The organism is Geminicoccus roseus DSM 18922, assembly GCF_000427665.1.
GTDB lineage: Bacteria > Pseudomonadota > Alphaproteobacteria > Geminicoccales > Geminicoccaceae > Geminicoccus > Geminicoccus roseus.
The window spans coordinates 593325-610730 of sequence record NZ_KE386572.1 but is presented as its reverse complement, the minus strand read 5'-3'; the positions used below and the strand labels follow the sequence as shown (position 1 = coordinate 610730).

Here is a 17406-nt window from a genome sequence, read left to right as displayed (position 1 = left end):
CATTTCACCAAAAAAACTGAATGCAAGGGCGAATCGCCCCAGCAGGACGTTGGGATCGAGGTGAGGCCCCCGGTCAGATGCTGCGTCGAGGGGCAGCAAGGGCCATATTGATGCGATGCGCTGCCAGGCGCAGGGCCGCAATTCCCACCTGGAGATCGTCGCGCCCGCTGCGGCGATGCACGAATGGAGCGGTGATCGCCGCCATGGCTTCGCCACCCGGAGCGAAGATCGGAAAGCCGATATCCTTGACGCCCAGCACGGTGGCGCTGTCGGCGACCTCGCAGCCCTGGTCCCTGATCTCCGCCAGACGGGCGCGAAGAGCCGCCTCGTCCAGTTCCGCTTCTCCGAGTGCGGCCCGGACCAGCTCGATCCACTGGTCCTGAATGGGCGGATGCTGGAATGCCAGCAGAACCCGTCCTGAGGAGGCCTCCGACAGGATCCGGCGATGGCCGATCGGGACCGTGAAACCAACCTCGCCAGGGCTTTCCGCCCGAGCGACCACGACCATCTGGTCCCGGCTGGCCACGGCCAAGTGGATCGACTGGCTGATCGTCCGCGCAGTTTCGGCCATGACCGGGTAGGCAGCCTCGATGAGGTTGGCTACCGGCGGGTTGCTCATCCCCATCTCGAACAGCCTGTTGGTCAGGCGAAACCGGTCCCCTCCATCCCTGCGCTCCAGATAGCCCCGCTCCTCCAGGATCCGCAGGTTGCGGAAGATCTCGTTCTTGGAGCGGCCGAGCCGCGCGCCGATCTCGGTCATGGTCATCGGCACACGGGTACGCGCCAGGAGCTCGATGATGTCGAGCCCTTTCTCGAGTGCAGGTGCGGTGTAGCGCGGGGTCTTGTCCATGTGGATCCTGATGCCATGGGGAAAACGGCCGTTCCAGGGGCGGGGCGGCCCAACTCCAGCTTGACACACTCTCCCGTCAACGTTCTTGTGTGGAACATCGTTTTGTCAATGAAACACGCTTGATGCCGGCTGGCGAGTAGCCGCGCGTCAGGCGCAGCGAGCCTGCCCATGACCCGCCGTCCCAATCTCCTGTTCATCATGTCGGACCAGCACGCGCAGCGCATTGCCGGATGCTACGGGGACAGCGTGGTCGAGACGCCCAACATCGACCGGTTGGCGAAGTCGGGTGTCGTGTTCGACAATGCCTACTGCCCCTCGCCCATCTGCCTGCCGGCACGGATGTCGGCGCTCTCCGCGCGCTACCCGGTCCGCCAGAACTGCTGGACCAACACCGACTACCTGGCTTCCGACATCCCCACGATGGCGCATGCTCTTGGAGCCGGAGGCTACCGGCCGGTGCTGGTCGGCCGCATGCATGCGCTCGGGCCGGACCAGCTCCATGGTTATGTCCGCCGCGAGGTCGGTGACCATAGCCCGAACTGGGCCGGGATCCCGCGGCACGACATGGGACCGCTCGCGAACACCAATGATCCCTACCGGGTGAGCCTGGAGCGCTCCGGCGAAGGCCAGAGCGCCTATGAGCGCAAGGATGTCGACGTGACCGCGGCGGCAATCGCTGCCCTGGAAGAGGTCGCAGCCAGGCGCGCGAAAGGCGATGCCGAGCCCTTCGCGCTCACGGTCGGCTACATGCTGCCCCATCCTCCCTATGTCGCGCGCGCGCAGGACTACCGGCGCTATGAGGGGCGGGTGCCGCTGCCCGCGATCCCGGCGCCGTCCCCCGAGGTCGAGCATCCCTGGATCGCCTGGTGGCGGGACAACCGGGACATCCGCGAGGTATCGCCGGAAGACGCCTTGCGCGCCCGCACCGCCTATTATGCGCTGACCTCGCGCCTGGACGGGATGGTTGGCGAGATCCTGGCGCGGCTGGACGAACTCGGCCTCCGCGACGACACCCTCATCGTCTATACCTCAGACCATGGCGATCATGTCGGCGACCGGGGGCTATGGTGGAAGCACACGCTCTATGACGAGAGCGTCAAGGTCCCGCTGGTGCTCTCCTGGCCCGGGCGACTGCCGCAGAACGAACGGCGTTCGGCGGTGGTCAACCTGATCGACCTGGCGCCCACCGTCCTGGAAGCGTTGGGCGCACCCGCCCTGCCGAATGCCGACGGGCGCAGCTTCCTGGCGGTCGCCCGAGACGCCGGTGCACCGTGGATTGACGAGACCTTCGCCGAATACTGCACCGATGCGGCGCCTGCCTGGACCGGCGGACAGGCCACCCGCCACCGCATGATCCGAAGCGGTCACTACAAGCTCAACTACTATGACGGGATGGCGCCGCAGCTCTTCGATCTCGACGAGGATCCGCTGGAGCAGAACGACTTGGCTGCCTCGCCGGCGCACACTTCCGTGCGCCACGCTCTCCTTGGCCGGCTGCTTGCGGACTGGGATCCGGTCGAGATCGACCGGATCATGACCAGGCGGGTGCAGGACAAGGAACTGCTCGCCGGCTGGGCTCGTTCGGTCGGCCCCCGGAGCGAGCACCTCTGGGAGATGCGGCCGGAGGACAACTATCTGGGGCTTGCCGGCGACGAGGAGGAGTAGCTCCTAGCGGGCGCCGGCAGGCGCCCGTTCCAGCATCGGATCGCCGACCTCGCGCTGCCAGGCGTCGAGAGCTTCGCCCAGACGGGCCCGGATCGGCTGCATTTCCGGAAGGCAGGCGAGGTTCGCCATCTCCCACGGATCAACTGCCAGGTCGAACAGCTGCTCGGTTTCCGATCCGGCAGTCACCGGCGGGGTGTTGCCGGAGGGCTCGAGGTCGGCCTCGGGGTTCCGCACATACCGGATCAGCTTGTAGCGCTCGTCGCGGATCATGCGCTGGCCGAAGCGGTAGGCTGCGGCGAACGTCGATCTGGGCGCATCGGCCTGGCCGTCGATGACGGGCAGAAGGCTCTCACCCTCGCTGGCGGGATCGGGTGCGATGCCGGCCGCATCCAGCAGGGTCGCATGGGTATCGGCATGCCAGACCAGATGCGGCAGGCGCCGGCCGGACGGGATCCCCGGGCCCGCCAGCATCAGGGGCACATGGATGCTGTGCTCGTAGAGGTTCTGCTTGCCCATCAGCCCGTGCTGGCCGATCGCGATGCCGTGGTCGGCGGTATAGACGACCAGCGTGTTCTCCGCCCGGCCGGTCTCGGCAAGTGTCGCCAGGATGTTGCCGATCGCATCGTCCAGATGGGCGATCATCCCGTAATAGTCTGCCAGATGGCGGCGGATCGCATCCGATGTGCGTGGGAACGCCTCCAGCATCTCGTCGCGCACCAGCATCTCGCCATTGTCGAACGGATGCATTGGCAGGAGGTTGGGGGGCAGGGTGACCGCTTCTGGATCGACCGCGAAGGCTGCCGGAGGAGTGCGCGGGTCGTGCGGCGCGGTGAACGCCACGTAGAGGCAGAACGGATCGTCGGCCTGGTACTCGCGCAGGAACCGGATCGCCGATTCGGCGAACAGATCGGTCGAGAAGCCTTCCTCGAAATGAATGTCCTCGGCAGGAAATTGGCCAGTCTCGTCGTAGTGCCGCATCGGCACCCGGTCATGGTCGCTCATGCCGCCGAACATCAGCCGCTCGCCGCTCGCGAACGAGCGCGCGAAGGAGGGAATGTCGTTGTGCCACTTGCCGATGCCATGGGTGTGGTAGCCATGGGCGCGCAGCCGTTCCGGAAAGGTCTGCAGATCGGCGGGGATCGCGAAGGCGGTGCCCTCGTAGTCGGCTCCGGCCGGATCGACCGACGAGGTGAAGACATTGCGTCCGGTCATCAGCGAGGCACGGCTCGGCACGCAGATCGCCGGATGCATCCCGCCCTGGCAGTGAGCGCCATCGAACACGGTCCCGCGCCTGGCCAGGGCATCCAGGTTCGGGCTGCGAACCTCGTCGTTGCCGTTGGCGCCGATGGATTGATGACGGTGGTCGTCCGCGATCAGCACGACGATGTTCGGCCGCTGGCTCATGGTCGGTCGGTTTCCTTGGAAAGATTGGCAGGAGGGAGCCGAGGCGGCGCTACTTGACCGCGCCTGCGGTGAGCCCGGCGCTGAGCTTCGACTGCAGGGGCAGGAACAGGATCAGCGTCGGCAGCGTGGTCACCGCCGAGGCGGCCATGACCGCTCCCCAGTCGACGCTGTCGTCGCCGAAGAACTGGTAGAGCCCCAGGGGCAGCGTCTTCATGTCGGGCTTGGTCAGGAAGGCCAGCGCGAACAGATACTCGGTCCAGCAGAGCAGAAAGGCATAGGTGGCGGTGGCGACGATGCCGGGCATCATCACCGGAAAGATGATCCGCCAGACGATCTGCAACCGGGACGCGCCGTCGATGATCGCGGCCTCGTCCAGGTCCTTGGGCACGGTGGCGAGGTAGCCGGTCAGCATGTAGACCGAGAACGGGATGCTGATCGCCACGTAGCAGAAGATCATCCCGGCATAGCTGTTGGTGAGGCCGCCGCGCGCGAACAGGACGAACAAAGGGTTCACCAGGACGATCCAGGGGAACATCTGGCCGAACAGGATGGCGCCGAACAGGAGCCGCTTGCCGCGGAACACGAAGCGCGAGAACGCATAGGCGGCCGAGACCGACACCGCCGTCGAGATCAGCGTAGCGGTGATGCAGATGAACAGGCTGTTGACGACAAACTGGCCAAAGCCGCTCTGGAAGATCCGGACATAGTTCTCGAAGGTGAAGCCTGCCGTGTCGGCGAGCACGCCGCCAGCCACCTTCACCGAGCCGTAGAAGATGTAGATCGCGGGATAGACCATCCCGAACAGCACCAGGATGGTCAGCAGCAGCACGACCGTGATCTCGGTGGCAGACGGATCGCGCCAGAACCGGCGACGTCTCCCCATGCCGGGCGCATTGTCAGCTGGCAGCGCAGCGTCGCGGGCGGAAGTCAGACCGCTCATGCTTCTTCTCCCGCCATCTTGTTGCCGACGATCCAGAAGTAGACGACCCCGAACAGCGCCATCATCAAGGCCATCACCACGCCGATGGCAGCGCCGTAGCCCAGCTGGAAGTCGACGAAGCTGCGGATGTAGGTCTCGGTCGCCAGGACGTTGGTGTAGGTGCCGGGGCCGGCGCCGGTGGCCAGCCAGACATAGACGAAGTTGTTGAAGGTCCAGAACACCGAGGTCAGCCCCAGCACGATGATGGTGGGCCTGAGCAGCGGCAGGGTGATGTAGCGGAACTGCTGACGGCGCGTGGCGCCGTCCAGGCCGGCGGCTTCGTGGAGTTCCGCCGGGATCGACTGCAGCGAGGCCAGGATCGCCAGCGTCACCAGCGGCACGGTGTTCCAGACAATTATGGTGACAACCGCCGGCCATACCGTGCGCAGGTCGGACAGGAACGCCACCGGGTCGTCGATCACGCCCAGCGACAGAAGCAGCTGGTTGATGATCCCGTTCTGCGGGTCGAGCATCCAGCGCCAGACGATCACCGCCACGATGGGCGGCGTCGCCCACGGCACCAGGATCGCGAGCTTGGCGAGGGTGGCGATGTTGAAGCGCTTGAGCACCGGCGAGTTCAGCAGCACGGCGATGCCGATGCCGATCACCAGGCGGAGGACGACCGACAGCGCGGTCAGCCAGACGAAGGTGTTGAACAGCAGGTGCCCGAACTCGCGGCCGCCCAGGAACTCGCGAAAGTTCTCGAGCCCGACCCAGTCGCCCCCCTTCTTCAGCTTGAGCAGGGTCAGGTCGGTGAAGCTGATCCGGACGTTCTCGACCATCGGGTAGCCGTAGAAGGCTGCCAGGATCAGGAGCGCCGGGGCGAGCATCAGCCCGATGAACAGTCGGTCGTTGCGCATGTGCGGCCGCTTTCGCTTTGAAGAAAAGGGGCCTACTGGCCGTCCGCCAGCATCTTGCCGACCGTTTCGACGACTTCCTCGCCGGCTTCCGCAGTGGTGCGCTGTCCAGACAGGGCGGCGCCGAAACCGCGGCCGACGGCGTTCCACATGGCACCGATCGGAGCCGGGCCATCCGCATAGGCGCCCCAGGAGCGGGCATGCATCAGCTGCTCGGCATAGCCCTCCATCTCAGGAGCGAACTCGATCTCCTCCAGCAGGCTGCGCTGCGCCGGGAACTGCGTGGTGTAGTAGTCGGTGAAGATCTCCTCTTCCGCCAGGAACCGCACCAGCTTCCAGGCTGCCTCGGGATTCTCGGTGTTGGCGTTGATGGCGAGCATCCGCCCGCCCAGATGGGTGGCGCGGGTCTCGCTGCCCTTCGGCACCGGGCCGGAGACGAACGGCAGCTTCTCCCCCGGATGAGCGGCCGCATAGGCGTCGAGCACTGCCTGGAACGTGTTGGGCGGCATGATCCCGATGGCATTCTGCCCCTCGACCAGTCCGCGGATGATCGCCGGATCCGCCCAGTCGCTCACCCCCAGCATCGAGGTCGGCATCTCACCATCGTCGAGATAGCTCTTGAAGTAATCCATCGCTTCGGTGACGTCGGCGGCTGTCAGGTCCATGCCGAAGGAGCCATCCTCCTTGCGCTCGACCAGGGCTTCGCCGTTCGACCACCAGTAGTAGTTGGCGAGGAACCAGAGCGTGCCGCTCGCCGAGCTGCCGGCCGGGAACATGAACCCGGATTTGCCGGTGGCCTCGTGGATCTTGGCGCTCGTGTCCTTCAGTTCCTCCCAGGTCTCCGGAAGCTTGTCGATCCCGGCCTCTTCGAGGAGGTCGGTCCGATAGACCATCGCCCAGGTGTCGGTCGTCCAGGGCAGGGCATAGATGCTGCCATCGTTCCCGGTGGCGAGATCCATGGCGATGAAGTCGTCGAGGCCGTTGGGCGGCGGGCTCTGCTCCAGCGAATCGGCAAGCGGCAGGACTGCGCCGGCCTCCCCGAACTCCTTGGCCCACACGAACGCGATGTGAACGACGTCCGGCCCGGTGCTCACCGCAGCTTCACGCAGGAACTGGTCGCGCGCGTCCTTCCACGCCATCCGCTCCAACTCGACCTTGATGTCCGGGTTCGCTTTCTCGAACTGGTCGAGCGCAGCGCGCATCTGCTCCTGGTCCGGATCATTGAACCGGAACGTCAGGGTCGCTTCCTGGGCCCAAGCCGGGGCAACTGCGCCCGCCAGCATCAAGCCGGTGCCAAACGCCAGCAACACGCGTGTCGATGATCTCATGGTCGACCTCCCCGGATGGCCCGTCCGCCATGGATGGCCATGTTTGATTTTCATGGATGCTAACGTTAACACTCAGATGCGTCAACGCTGGGCGCACGATAAGAACCGGTCAATGAACACGCCGATGAGACCGATACGGGAAAGACGGGCCGGAGCCCGCATGCAGGATGTCGCGCATCTGGCCGGGGTCTCGCTGATCACGGTGTCGCGCGTCCTGCGGGAGCCGCAACGGGTTGCCCAGTTGACGCGCGAGCGGGTCCAGGCGGCGATCCTGCAGACCGGCTACGTGCCGAACCTGGTCGCCGGCAGCCTGAAATCAGCCCGTACCGACATCGTCGCCTACGTCATTCCAAGCGTCGAGCATTCCATGGTCGCCGAGATCGTGCGCGGCCTGGGCGAGCATCTGCGCGCGGAAGGGCTCCACCTGCTGATGGCCGAGAGCGGGTTCTCGCCGGAAGAGGAGGAGGACCTGGTCGCGGCCTTCCTGGCGCGGCGTCCCGACGCCATGCTGCTCATGGGTATCACCCATACCGACGCGACCCGGCGGATGCTGGAGATCGCCGGCATCCCGGTCATCGAACTCGGCAACCTGACCGACCGGCCGATCGACATGGTGGTCGGGTACTCGAACGTGGAGGCTGCCCGGACCATCACCCAGGCGATGATCGCGAAGGGACGACGGCGGATCGGCTACATCATGCATGGCAGCTCGGCTGGCAACGACCGTACCCGCGACCGGCGCGAGGGGCATCGCATGGCAAGGCTCGCGGCAGGCCTGCCGGACTTTCCTGTCCGCTATGTCGAGGTCGACTTGAACGTCCGCGGCGGCGCAGCCGGGCTGGCCGACCTGTTGCGGCAGGATCCCGAGATCGACGGCGTCTGCTGCTCCAACGACATCCTGGCGCTGGGTGCTCTCTATGAAGCGCAGCGGCGCGACATCGACGTCCCGGGCAGGCTGGCGATCGCGGGGTTCGACGACCATGAGATGGCCTCGCAGTGCGTTCCCACCCTCAGCACGATCCGCGTGCGGCGCCACGACATGGGCCAGCAGGCCGGCAGGATGCTGCGCCGGATCCTGCGAGGCCTGCCCCTGGAGAGCCGGGCGATCGACGTCGGCTTCGAGCTGGTCGAGCGGCAGAGCAGCTAGAAGCTGTCACTCTCGTTGCAATCGCGCCGAATTCTCTCAGCGCTGACAAGCTACCAGCAGGATCATCGGTCGCTCCAGTTCCTCGGCCAGGGCCGGACTGGCCGCAACCTGTCCGGCGGTCGGCGCCCATTCCTGGACATGACGGATCGTGAAGCCAGCCCCGATCAGCGCATTCAGCGTCGTGCCGATCGTCCGGTGGTATTTCAGGACATCCCTCGCGAGCCAGTCGGTCCGGCGTGGACCTTCGGCGGCATAGCGACGGACCGGCCATGTCATGCGGCCGCTGCCGTCGTCCAGCCAGCCAGGCTGTTCTGCGGCCATGTAGATCGGGTGCTCGATTGAAAAGACGAAATGCCCGTTGCGGACGATCGCGTGGTGGACCGTCTTTGCCAGCCTGTCGAAGTCTTCGATGTAGTGGAAGACCAGGGAGCTGTAGGCGAGATCGAAGGACGCCTTGGGCAGTTCGAGATGCTCCAGATCGGCAATCCGGTACTCGATGGCTGGATGGCCGGTCTCGGCCTTCGCCCGTTCAATCATGCGCTGGGAAAGATCCAGGCCCAGGACGGATGCCGCACCCTGCTCCGTCGCCCACCGCGCGAACCAGCCAAAGCCGCAGCCGAGATCGACGACGCGCCTGCCGGCAAGGGGTGGAAGCAGTTCCTGGATCGCCGGCCACTCCGGTGCGCCGCCCAGACCATGGATTGAACGGGGGAGCTTGCTGTAGCCCATGAAGAATTCGGGCTGATCATAGATGTTCTGGGCCATACTCAAGAACGCTTCCACACGTTGCCGGCATGAATCGGATCAGATCTGGCTGGAGTCACGCCGGATGCAGCGGAACCCGACATGGGACATCGCGCTGTCGATCATCTGCGGCTGGCGGGCAGCTGGACGATAGCGCAGACAGTAGCTGGGAGCGCAAAGAAACGAGCCGCCCTTGACCACCTTGCGGGGGATCTCGATCTCCGGCTGGGCCGGATCGAAGCTGCCTTCCTTGCCGGGGCCTCGCGGGTTGTCCAGCGTGCAGCAGGTTCCCGCCTTCTTGAGCGGATGCCGCGTCGCGAACCAGTCGCTGGTCCACTCCCAGACATTGCCGGCCATGTCGTAGAGGCCGTGGCTGTTGGCGGGATAGGAACCGACCGGTGCGGTCCGCTCGAACCCGTCCTCGGCCAGGTTCTCGTAGGGAAAGTTCCCCTGCCAGGTATTGGCCATGTGCCGGCCGTCCGGCATGAACGCCTCGCCCCAGCAATAGGCGGCCTGGTCCAGCCCGCCCCGGGCCGCGAACTCCCACTCCGCCTCGGTCGGCAGGTCCTTGCCCGCCCAGCGGGCATAGGCCTTGGCATCGGCATAGGCGACATGGACGACCGGGTGCTCCTCCAGGCCCTCGGTCGACGTGCCCGGACCCTCCGGATGCCGCCAGGATGCGCCGGGGACATAGCTCCACCAGTTGCGCAGGTCCTTGCGGTCGACCGGGCCGGCGGCCTTCCGGAACACCAGCGATCCCGGGATGAGCATCTCCGCCTGGACGCCAGGATAGCGCACGGGATCCAGTGGGCGTTCAGCGACGGTCTGGTAGCCCGTCTCTGCCACGAAGCGCGAGAACTCCGCGTTGGTTACCGCGCAGGCGTCGATCCAGAACCCGCCGACGGTCACCTCGCGGACGGGCCCCTCCTCGGGATAATGCCGTTCCGACCCCATCCTGAACCTGCCGCCCGGGATCCATCGCATGCCCGGCGGAGCGGAAACAGGGGGAGGGGCCTCTTCGATCGATACGGTCGCTGCCACGATATCCTCAAACTGCTCTGGACCGAGTCTGGCGCGACGGCCCGTCTTGTCCAGCCGGAGCGGTCAGGCGCGGCAGAAGATCGGGCTGGTCCAGCTCGACTGGCCGTTCGCCTGTCGCATCCGGAGATAGACGTTCTCGCCATCACGAAAATCGTCCAGCGTCAGGGAGCCCTGCCATTGCCACTGGTCTGGCCGCGGCAGCGGATGGAAGCGGAAGGCAGGGCTGTCGATGCCGCGCAGATTGCCGGACAGGGCCGATTCGAGAAGCCGGCTTGCCTCCATGCGGATGGTGCGATCGTGGAAGCTCGCCTGGAACACCGCCCCGGGCGTCATCCTGAGCCGGACGGCGATCGCCTGGGTCGCCGGGGTCATGTTGTTCGGGTTGGCCTGGGCGGTGACCGCAAAGAGGAGCCGGTCCCGGCTGGCGTCGATCCGGTCCGGCTCGCTGATCTGCTCCTCGCCTTCCAGTGGCGACACCACCTCGCTGCCGCGCAGGCGCGGCTCGACCGCCAGGATCTCGCCACCCGTCACCTCAAGCGAGCCTTCCCAGCAATGCGCGCTCCCGCGTGCCCCCCAGCCGAGCTCCAGGACCAGGATCGTCTCGAAGGGGTCGTCGGAGCCGGCGACGGGCGATGGCTGGAGCTCGGGCGAGATCCGGGCGGCCAGCCGGCCGCTGCGAATGACGTCGATGGTGTCGATGAAGCTGCCGCCCACCGCCTCGATGCTGAGCTTCCGGTCGCCCGGCGGCAGGATGCCCCCCTGGATGACGTCTCCCGACCGGAGGAACAGATGGCTGCAGTCCCCGGTCAACGCGTTGCTGCGACGCTGCCACAAGGCGTCCCAGATCTCCTGGGAGGTGTTGGCAGCGGCATAGATGCAGCTGCGCCCATGGCCATAGGAGCCAGGATAGCCGCTATGGTGATCGGTGTTGCCGAGCACGCCGAAGACATGGCCCAGCGCCAGGCCGTGGCGGACCGTGCCGTGGCCGTCGGACGGTCCCATCGAATGAAGGAACGGCCGCTCCCCAAGCGAGGTCTCCGAGCAGCCATGCATCGAGAGCATCTCGAGCACCGGCGCGAACCTGGGATCCAGCGATGCCCAGTTCACGCCACGGGCGCCCAGGCGATAGCCGATATGATGCGGAAAGCCCATAGCGGCTCCGGGATACCGCCGCTCCAGTTCCGCCCGGAGCGCAGAGGGACAGTCCTGCAGGACCATCTCCCGCTGGGTGAGGTCCTTGTAGAGGATCGTGTAGTCGCCATGGGCGCCGGAATGGATCTCGTAGCCCGGAAACACGGTGAAGCTGCCGTGCTGGTGGAAGCGGCGCAGCGTCTCGAAATGTCCCGGCCACAGCCGCGCCAGCCGGGCAAATCCTTCGACATGAAAGCTTACGATATGCGCGGCTTCCGGATCGTCCACCGGCATGTCCGGCCAGTGGGCGTGGCCGGTGACGGAGACGAAGTCCAGCTGGCGCCTGGCCCGTTCCAGGGCATCCTCCAGGCGGCCATGGCCATAGGACAGGCCGCAATGGTTGTGCAGGTCGCCGTAGAACGGGCGGAGGCCAAGCGAAGCCGCCAGCGGCGTGAGGCGAGGAGGCAGGCGGGCCTTCAGCAAGATCCTTCTCCGGTGCGGGAGGTGGCGAGGGTCAGGCTCAGCCGGATATCGGCACTTGCACGGCCCGCGAGAACCGGTGCCGGGCCGCTGCTCCCGTCCGGCAGGCGGCGGCTGGTTGCCGGCTCGATCCCGAGGATGCGCCGGTGGGGGCGCATGTCCTGCCAGGTCTGCAGATGGCTCAGCCAGGCCGTCCCGAAGCTCAGAGAAAGGGATACGGATTCCTCGCCATCAGCCTTCGGCTGCTCGATGCGGCAGGTCGCCTCTGCCTGCTCGGCCACGTCATGGCAGGCGATCGGGGGCAGGCCCTTCTCCCCGAGCCGCAGGAGTTCCACGCCGCCGTGACGGACGGTCGTACCGGGGCGGACGAGCGGGTAGCCCAGGTTGAAGTGGTACAGGACGGCCAGCGGTTGAGGCGTCAGGTCGAGATTCTCGACCGTATCGATGATCCGCAGCATGCGCCCGCCGATCGGCGCTTCGATCCGGCGATGCAGGCGCAGGTTGGCGCCGTGGAAGGTGGCCTCGGTGACCTCGCCCTCGCAGAACAGCACCGGATCGGGACGCTTCCAGTCCTCGCCATAGGAGAGAAGCCGGGCCGGGGTCAGCGGCAGCTGCCCGTGCAGAGGGTGATGACCGGAAGGCTGGCGGATATGGGTGAGGCCGCAGGTCACCAGGAGACCCGACAGGCTCCGTTCGAACCCGCGACCGCCATCCTCCTCCCGCGCGTGCAGCTGCGGCGACCGGAAGCCGTTCGGCCCCTGCCAGGCGATCTGGGCCCCCCGCCACCACAAAGGGCCGATGTCGAGCGAGCGGTCGGCCAGTGCCCAGAAGTCCAGGCCGCCGCCGGTGGAGAAGGCCAGGGCGCGCACGCCCCGTTCCGGCCCGTCGTCCAGCATGATGCGGCGGACGCTGGCGAACTGGCGCAGGTCGCCGAGTTCCGGCGCCAGTTCCTCGCGCGACTTCATGGGAAGGTTCACCGGCTCACTCGGCCGCCTGGCCCGCCTGCTCGATCTCGAGGCGCCGGAACGCTTCCGGCGGCGCCTGATTGGCATGCATCAGGTCCAGCATGAGGCTGGTCAGCCGGCGCTCGACCTCGGCATCGGCGATGGGACGCTCCTGTCCGGGATCGGTGGTGAGATCGTAGAGGCGCGTGTCGTTCTCGATGAAGGCGCCAGGCCCGTACACGTTGTACATCACCGAACGTTCGGTCACCGGCACCTTCAGCAGCGGCGCACCCTTGGTGAAGCCGAACGGCTCGGCGAGGCTGGCCCCGGCCAGTTCCTCCGGGCTGAACGGCTCGAAGATGTGGGTCGGCATCAGGGTGTACTGGTAGATCTCCTGCTTGGAGAGATCGGACGGGAAGCGATGATAGGTGAAGCGCCCGTCGGTGACGTTCACCGCACCGCCGAAATAGCCGAACAGGGCTCCTTCGCGCAGCGTCTGGTCCTGCCCGAGCACGGGCAGGAGGGAGTGCGCCTCCATCTCCGGAGCCGGCGCCACGCCGAAGAAATCGAGGAAGGTCGGAGCGAGGTCGATGGTCTGGGTGAGTGCCGCGCGGCGCTGGCCGGCCGCCTCCGGCCGGCGCGGATCGTGGATGAACAGCGGGATGTGTACGATCTCCTCGTACATGTTCATCCGGTTCTTCGCCCAGAAATCATGCTCGCCCAGGAGGAAGCCGTGATCGGTGGTGACGACCAGGGCGGTATCCTTCCACATGTCGTGGCGGTCGAACTCGTCCAGGAGCTGGCCCAGCAGGAAGTCGCACAAGGCCACCACGCTGTAGTAGTTCGCCCGCAGCTCCTCGCATTCCTCCGGCAGCTCATCGACCCGGCCATAGCGCGGCCAGTCGCGGATCGGCCCGTCCCAGCCGGTCTTGAAGGCCTCCTTGAAGCGCTCGGGCGCATGGAACGGCTCGTGCGGGTCGAAGGTCTCGATCTGCAGCAGCCAGTTGTCGGCGTCCCGGTTGCGCTCCAGGAACTCGAAGCCGGCGTCGAAGCACTGGACCGACGGGAAATCCTTCTCGTCGCGGATGAATTCGCGGTTGATGATGTTCTGGGAGAAGTATTCGCGGCGCTCGGTGGTGAACTGGCGGGCGTGATACTTCTCGCGTAGCCGCTCCCAGTGCGGCTGGACCATCGCTTTCCAGGGATCGCCTTCCTGGCCCCGCACGAAGTCGTAGCTGTCGTAGCGGTTGTGGTAGGTCGCCCCGCCATCTTCCCAGTAATGGAAGTGGTCGGTGATCAGGTGGCTGTAGACCCCCGCCTTGGCCAGCAGTTCCGGGAAGGAGTTGTCGAACGGCTCCATCGGCCCCCAGCTGCGATGCAGGAAGCTGAGCCGTCCGGTCTGCATGTCGCGCCTGGCCGGCATGCAGGGCAGGCTGCCGACATAGTGCCGGTCGAAGGTGGCGCTGTGCCTGGCCAGCCGGTCGAAGTTCGGGGTGGGGATGCGGGTACCGCCATAGGGGGCCAGCATGTGCCTGTTCAGCGAATCGAACAGGACGAAGACGACCTTCATGTTCCGACCTTCAGGCTTGCGGGGGTCATTTGACCGCGCCGTTCGTCAGCCCGCGCACGATGAAGCGCTGGGCGACGAGGAGGAGGACGACGGCCGGCACGATCGAGAGCATCGATGCCGCGGCCATCTCGGTATAGGCGATGGTGTTTTCCTGGGCGTACTTGCCGATGCCCACCGGAACGGTGGCTGTCTCCCGCTGGGTGAGCGTCAGGGCGACCGCGAACTCGTTCCAGCTGAAGATGAAGGAGAGCACGCCGGCGGCGGCGAGCCCTGGAGCCACCAGGGGCACGATCACGCTCCAGAGGATGCGCGGCGTGCGCGCGCCGTCGATGCGGGCGGCTTCCAGCAGTTCCTCGGGCACGTCGTTGACGAAGACGCTCATCATCCACAGCGCCATCGGCAGGTTGAGCGTCGTATGGGCGAGGATCAGGCCCAGATAGCTGTTGTCCAGCCCGATCGGCCGGAACATCGAGTACCAGGCTCCGGCCAGGGTGATCGGCGGGACCATGTGGAACAGGACCGACCAGCCGAGCATGCTGTGGCCGACCCAACGCGGCCAGCGCATCCGGTTCAGCGAATAGGCAGCGAGCGTCGCCACCACCAGGACCAGCGCCGTGCTGATCAGCCCGACAACCAGGCTGTTGGTGAAGTTGCGGAGATAGTCGGAGCTGCGTCCGGACAGGACCGCGTCGAAGTTGAGCAGCACCGGCTGGAACCAAACTTGTCCGAGCAGGAGCGAGATCTGGGTCTTGAAGGCCGCGGCGGCGATCCAGGCGAAGGGAAACAGCACGACCAGCGAAGCCAGGACCAGCAGGACGTGCCGCAGCATGGCGGCGCTGCGCCCGTTTGCTTCCAGCGCGTTCATGACCGGGTCTCCCTTCGGCGCAGGAGAGCCGTTGCCAGGATGATGAGGAGGGCGATGCCGAAGAAGGTCACGATCGACATGGCGGAGCCGTACCCGGCACGGTCTTCGGTGAAGAACCGGCGATAGATCGAGAAGCTGATCACTTCGGTGGCCGTGCCCGGGCCGCCCCCGGTGAGCAGGTAGACCTCGTCGAACACCTTGAAGGCCAGGATCATCCGGAAGACGAAGGTGACCACCAGCGTCGGGATCATCAGGGGCAGGGTGATGTGGACGAGCCTCTGCCAGGCCGACGCACCGTCGATGGCGGCCGCCTCGTAGACATCCTGGGGCAGCGATTCGATCCCGGCCAGCAGCAGGAGGAAGCAGAACGGCGTCCAGTGCCAGACATCGACCACGATCACCGATGCCAGCGCCAGATGGCCCTGGCCCAGCCAGTCCTGCGGGCTCAGGCCGAACGTCCCGATGATGGTGTTGATGATCCCGAAATCGAAGCTGTACATTAGCTTCCAGATCGCGCCGATCACGATGCCCGGGATCAGGATCGGCAGGAGGAAGATCGTCCGGTAGACGACCTTGCCGTGGACGACGGCACTGGTCAGCAGGGCCAGGCCGAAGCCCAGCACCATCTGCAGCGCCACCGCCACCACCGCAAAGATCAGTGTGTTGACGATGCCGGCCCGGAACAGGTTGTCGCCCAACAGCGCACGGAAGTGGTCCAGGCCGACGAAGCGCCAGGTCGAGGCTCGATCCGCCCAGGTGACCTCGTGGAAGCTCAGCGCCAGCAGGTTGAGCATCGGCAGCAAGGTCAGGCCCAGGAACACCACGAGAGCCGGTGCCAGGGTCAGGAAACGCCATCCGCGCTCGCGGGCGGCCCCTGCCGGCCTGGAAAGGCCGACGGGGGCACCCTGGGAGATGGCACCGGTCTCGGTGGCCATGGCCTGTTACTCGGGCAGCGGATCGAGGGTCGGAGCCTCGTAGCCCGCCTTGGTCATGACGGCAGCGATTTCCTCCGCCATCCGGTTCAGCGCCTGCGCCGGCGGGATCTCGCCGGAGATCGCCTGGTTGAAGCCAAGCTCGGTGATCGCCAGCACCTCGGCGGACTGCGGAATCACGAAGGTGAGTTGCGCCGTCGGAAGGGCATTGGCGAGCGCCTCCATCCAGCGATACTTCTCCTCCTTGGCCATGTCGGATTCCAGCACGGCCCGGCTTACCGGCGGTGAGCCGGCCTCGGCATAGGCCTTCTGCGCCGGTTCGCTCTGGAACCAGTCGAGGAAGGCGAGGGCGGCCTTCTGTCGGTCCTCGGGGATGTTCTTCGGGATGCCGCCCAGCCAGTGCCCGAGCGGTGGCGATGAAGGGTAGCCTTCGGCATGAGGCGGCGGCGCGAAGCCGACCTTGTCGACGACGATCGACTGGTTGGGATCGTCGAAGGTCGATGCGGCCAGCACCGCCAGGATGTGGCCGGCATGACCGGTCGCCATGTTCTGGATGACGTTCGCCTGCGACTGGCCGGCAGTCGACGGGTGGCCGGCTTCCTTGGCGATCTTCAGATAGGTCTCCAGCCCCGCCAGGGTCTCCGGGCTGTTGATGATGACGGTGAAGTCGCCGTTCTTCTGGTCGCGGAAGATGCCGCCGCCGTGACTGGTAATGTAGGGCAGCATGTCGAAGGTGACGTCGAACGCGCCGCGCGCGCCGCGCTGCACGATGCCATACATCTGGGGCGGCTCGTTGAGCGCCTTGGCGTTGGCTAGGAGTTGGTCCCAGGTCTCCGGAACCTGCAGGCCCTTTTCCTCATAGAGGTCGCTGCGATAATGCAGCAGCGGGATGAAGGGATTGATCGGCACCGTCATCAGCCTGCCGTCCTTTGCATCCGGCAGCTTGGTCTCGGCGTTCCAATAGACCGAATCGTCAAAGGTGTAGATCGCCGGATCGAGGCTGAAGTCAGGCGCAATCTCCTTGAGGGGCTTCAGAAAGCCGCCTGCGTACATCTCGACGAAGAACCCGGCATTGATCACCAGGATGTCGAAGGGGCTCTCAGCCGCCCGGACGGCGGAACGCTGCTTTTCCAGGCTCCCGGCGAACGGGTTGACGTCGAGATCAACGGAGTTGCCGGTCTCTTCCTCATACAGTTCGACGGTCTTCTCGAAGCCCGCGAACCAGGGCGACTGGTTGATGACGATGGTGATCGGCGCTTCGTCCGCCGCCCATGCGGGCGATGCGGCGACGAACAGAGCCGTGCTCGCGACGGACGCAAGTGCGCCGCATCGCGCCCACATCGAGCGTACCCGTTCCGGGTTGTTCATGGATGCCTCCCCTTTGGACCGATCGCGGCCATGACGGAGATTGTCACGACGCAGTCATTCCTACCAAACACTTTGAGGAGGCGCGCTATTCCGAAAAGCTA

15 protein-coding genes are annotated in these 17406 nt (G+C 66.0%); 2 read left to right on the top strand and 13 right to left on the bottom strand.

Annotated elements, in window-relative coordinates:
• Window positions 1–73: 73 nt before the first annotated feature.
• Window positions 74–850, bottom strand: a complete 777-nt coding sequence (locus GEMRO_RS0104260) for an IclR family transcriptional regulator (RefSeq protein WP_027133025.1) — start codon at window positions 848–850, stop codon at window positions 74–76.
• Window positions 851–1018: 168 nt separating this feature from the next.
• On the opposite strand from GEMRO_RS0104260, the gene GEMRO_RS27495 reads away from it, so the two are divergent.
• Entirely contained in the window at window positions 1019–2515 is a 1497-nt protein-coding gene (locus tag GEMRO_RS27495) for a sulfatase-like hydrolase/transferase (protein ID WP_051328677.1), read from the top strand.
• A 3-nt stretch (window positions 2516–2518) separates the two neighbouring features.
• Here the strand turns inward: GEMRO_RS27495 and GEMRO_RS0104250 are convergent, their stop codons facing one another.
• From GEMRO_RS0104250 to GEMRO_RS0104235, 4 genes are read right to left on the bottom strand one after another with little or no spacing between them, the layout of a single operon-like run.
• Entirely contained in the window at window positions 2519–3919 is a 1401-nt protein-coding gene (locus GEMRO_RS0104250) for a sulfatase-like hydrolase/transferase (protein ID WP_027133024.1), read from the bottom strand.
• Between the two features lie 49 nt (window positions 3920–3968).
• The gene (locus GEMRO_RS0104245) at window positions 3969–4859 is read right to left on the bottom strand and encodes a carbohydrate ABC transporter permease (RefSeq protein ID WP_051328676.1); all 891 of its coding nucleotides are present in this window, start codon (window positions 4857–4859) and stop codon (window positions 3969–3971) included.
• Window positions 4856–5758 (bottom strand): carbohydrate ABC transporter permease, encoded by a 903-nt coding sequence (locus GEMRO_RS27490; RefSeq protein WP_051328675.1) that lies wholly within the window; start codon window positions 5756–5758, stop codon window positions 4856–4858. The genes GEMRO_RS0104245 and GEMRO_RS27490 overlap by 4 nt, the downstream gene beginning before the upstream one ends.
• A gap of 32 nt (window positions 5759–5790) precedes the next feature.
• A complete protein-coding gene (locus GEMRO_RS0104235; RefSeq protein WP_169728311.1) occupies window positions 5791–7083 on the bottom strand; it encodes an ABC transporter substrate-binding protein in 1293 nt (430 codons plus the stop codon).
• A 160-nt stretch (window positions 7084–7243) separates the two neighbouring features.
• On the opposite strand from GEMRO_RS0104235, the gene GEMRO_RS0104230 reads away from it, so the two are divergent.
• Window positions 7244–8230 carry a LacI family DNA-binding transcriptional regulator gene (locus tag GEMRO_RS0104230; RefSeq protein ID WP_169728310.1) on the top strand — a complete coding sequence of 329 codons (987 nt, stop codon included), beginning with the start codon at window positions 7244–7246 and terminating at the stop codon, window positions 8228–8230.
• 36 nt (window positions 8231–8266) lie between these two features.
• Here the strand turns inward: GEMRO_RS0104230 and GEMRO_RS0104225 are convergent, their stop codons facing one another.
• The 8 genes from GEMRO_RS0104225 to GEMRO_RS27475 all read right to left on the bottom strand — a co-directional run bounded on the left by GEMRO_RS0104225 (window position 8267) and on the right by GEMRO_RS27475 (window position 17305).
• Window positions 8267–8995 (bottom strand): class I SAM-dependent methyltransferase, encoded by a 729-nt coding sequence (locus tag GEMRO_RS0104225; RefSeq protein ID WP_027133020.1) that lies wholly within the window; start codon window positions 8993–8995, stop codon window positions 8267–8269.
• Window positions 8996–9034: 39 nt separating this feature from the next.
• Window positions 9035–9958 carry a formylglycine-generating enzyme family protein gene (locus GEMRO_RS0104220; RefSeq protein WP_035484727.1) on the bottom strand — a complete coding sequence of 308 codons (924 nt, stop codon included), beginning with the start codon at window positions 9956–9958 and terminating at the stop codon, window positions 9035–9037.
• Window positions 9959–10078: 120 nt separating this feature from the next.
• Window positions 10079–11629: a hypothetical protein gene (locus tag GEMRO_RS0104215; RefSeq protein ID WP_027133018.1), complete on the bottom strand. Its 1551-nt coding sequence runs from the start codon at window positions 11627–11629 to the stop codon at window positions 10079–10081.
• Entirely contained in the window at window positions 11623–12603 is a 981-nt protein-coding gene (locus tag GEMRO_RS32320) for a DUF4432 family protein (protein ID WP_169728309.1), read from the bottom strand. Before GEMRO_RS32320 ends, GEMRO_RS0104215 begins: the two co-directional genes overlap by 7 nt.
• Window positions 12604–12607: 4 nt before the next feature.
• Window positions 12608–14140, bottom strand: a complete 1533-nt coding sequence (locus tag GEMRO_RS0104205; protein ID WP_027133017.1) for a sulfatase — start codon at window positions 14138–14140, stop codon at window positions 12608–12610.
• 25 nt (window positions 14141–14165) lie between these two features.
• On the bottom strand, window positions 14166–15005 hold the full coding sequence (locus GEMRO_RS0104200) for a carbohydrate ABC transporter permease (RefSeq protein WP_205624894.1): 840 nt from the start codon (window positions 15003–15005) through the stop codon (window positions 14166–14168).
• The gene (locus GEMRO_RS27480; RefSeq protein WP_084506515.1) at window positions 15002–15940 is read right to left on the bottom strand and encodes a carbohydrate ABC transporter permease; all 939 of its coding nucleotides are present in this window, start codon (window positions 15938–15940) and stop codon (window positions 15002–15004) included. Before GEMRO_RS27480 ends, GEMRO_RS0104200 begins: the two co-directional genes overlap by 4 nt.
• A gap of 6 nt (window positions 15941–15946) precedes the next feature.
• Window positions 15947–17305 carry an extracellular solute-binding protein gene (locus GEMRO_RS27475; protein ID WP_084506513.1) on the bottom strand — a complete coding sequence of 453 codons (1359 nt, stop codon included), beginning with the start codon at window positions 17303–17305 and terminating at the stop codon, window positions 15947–15949.
• Window positions 17306–17406: the final 101 nt, after the last annotated feature.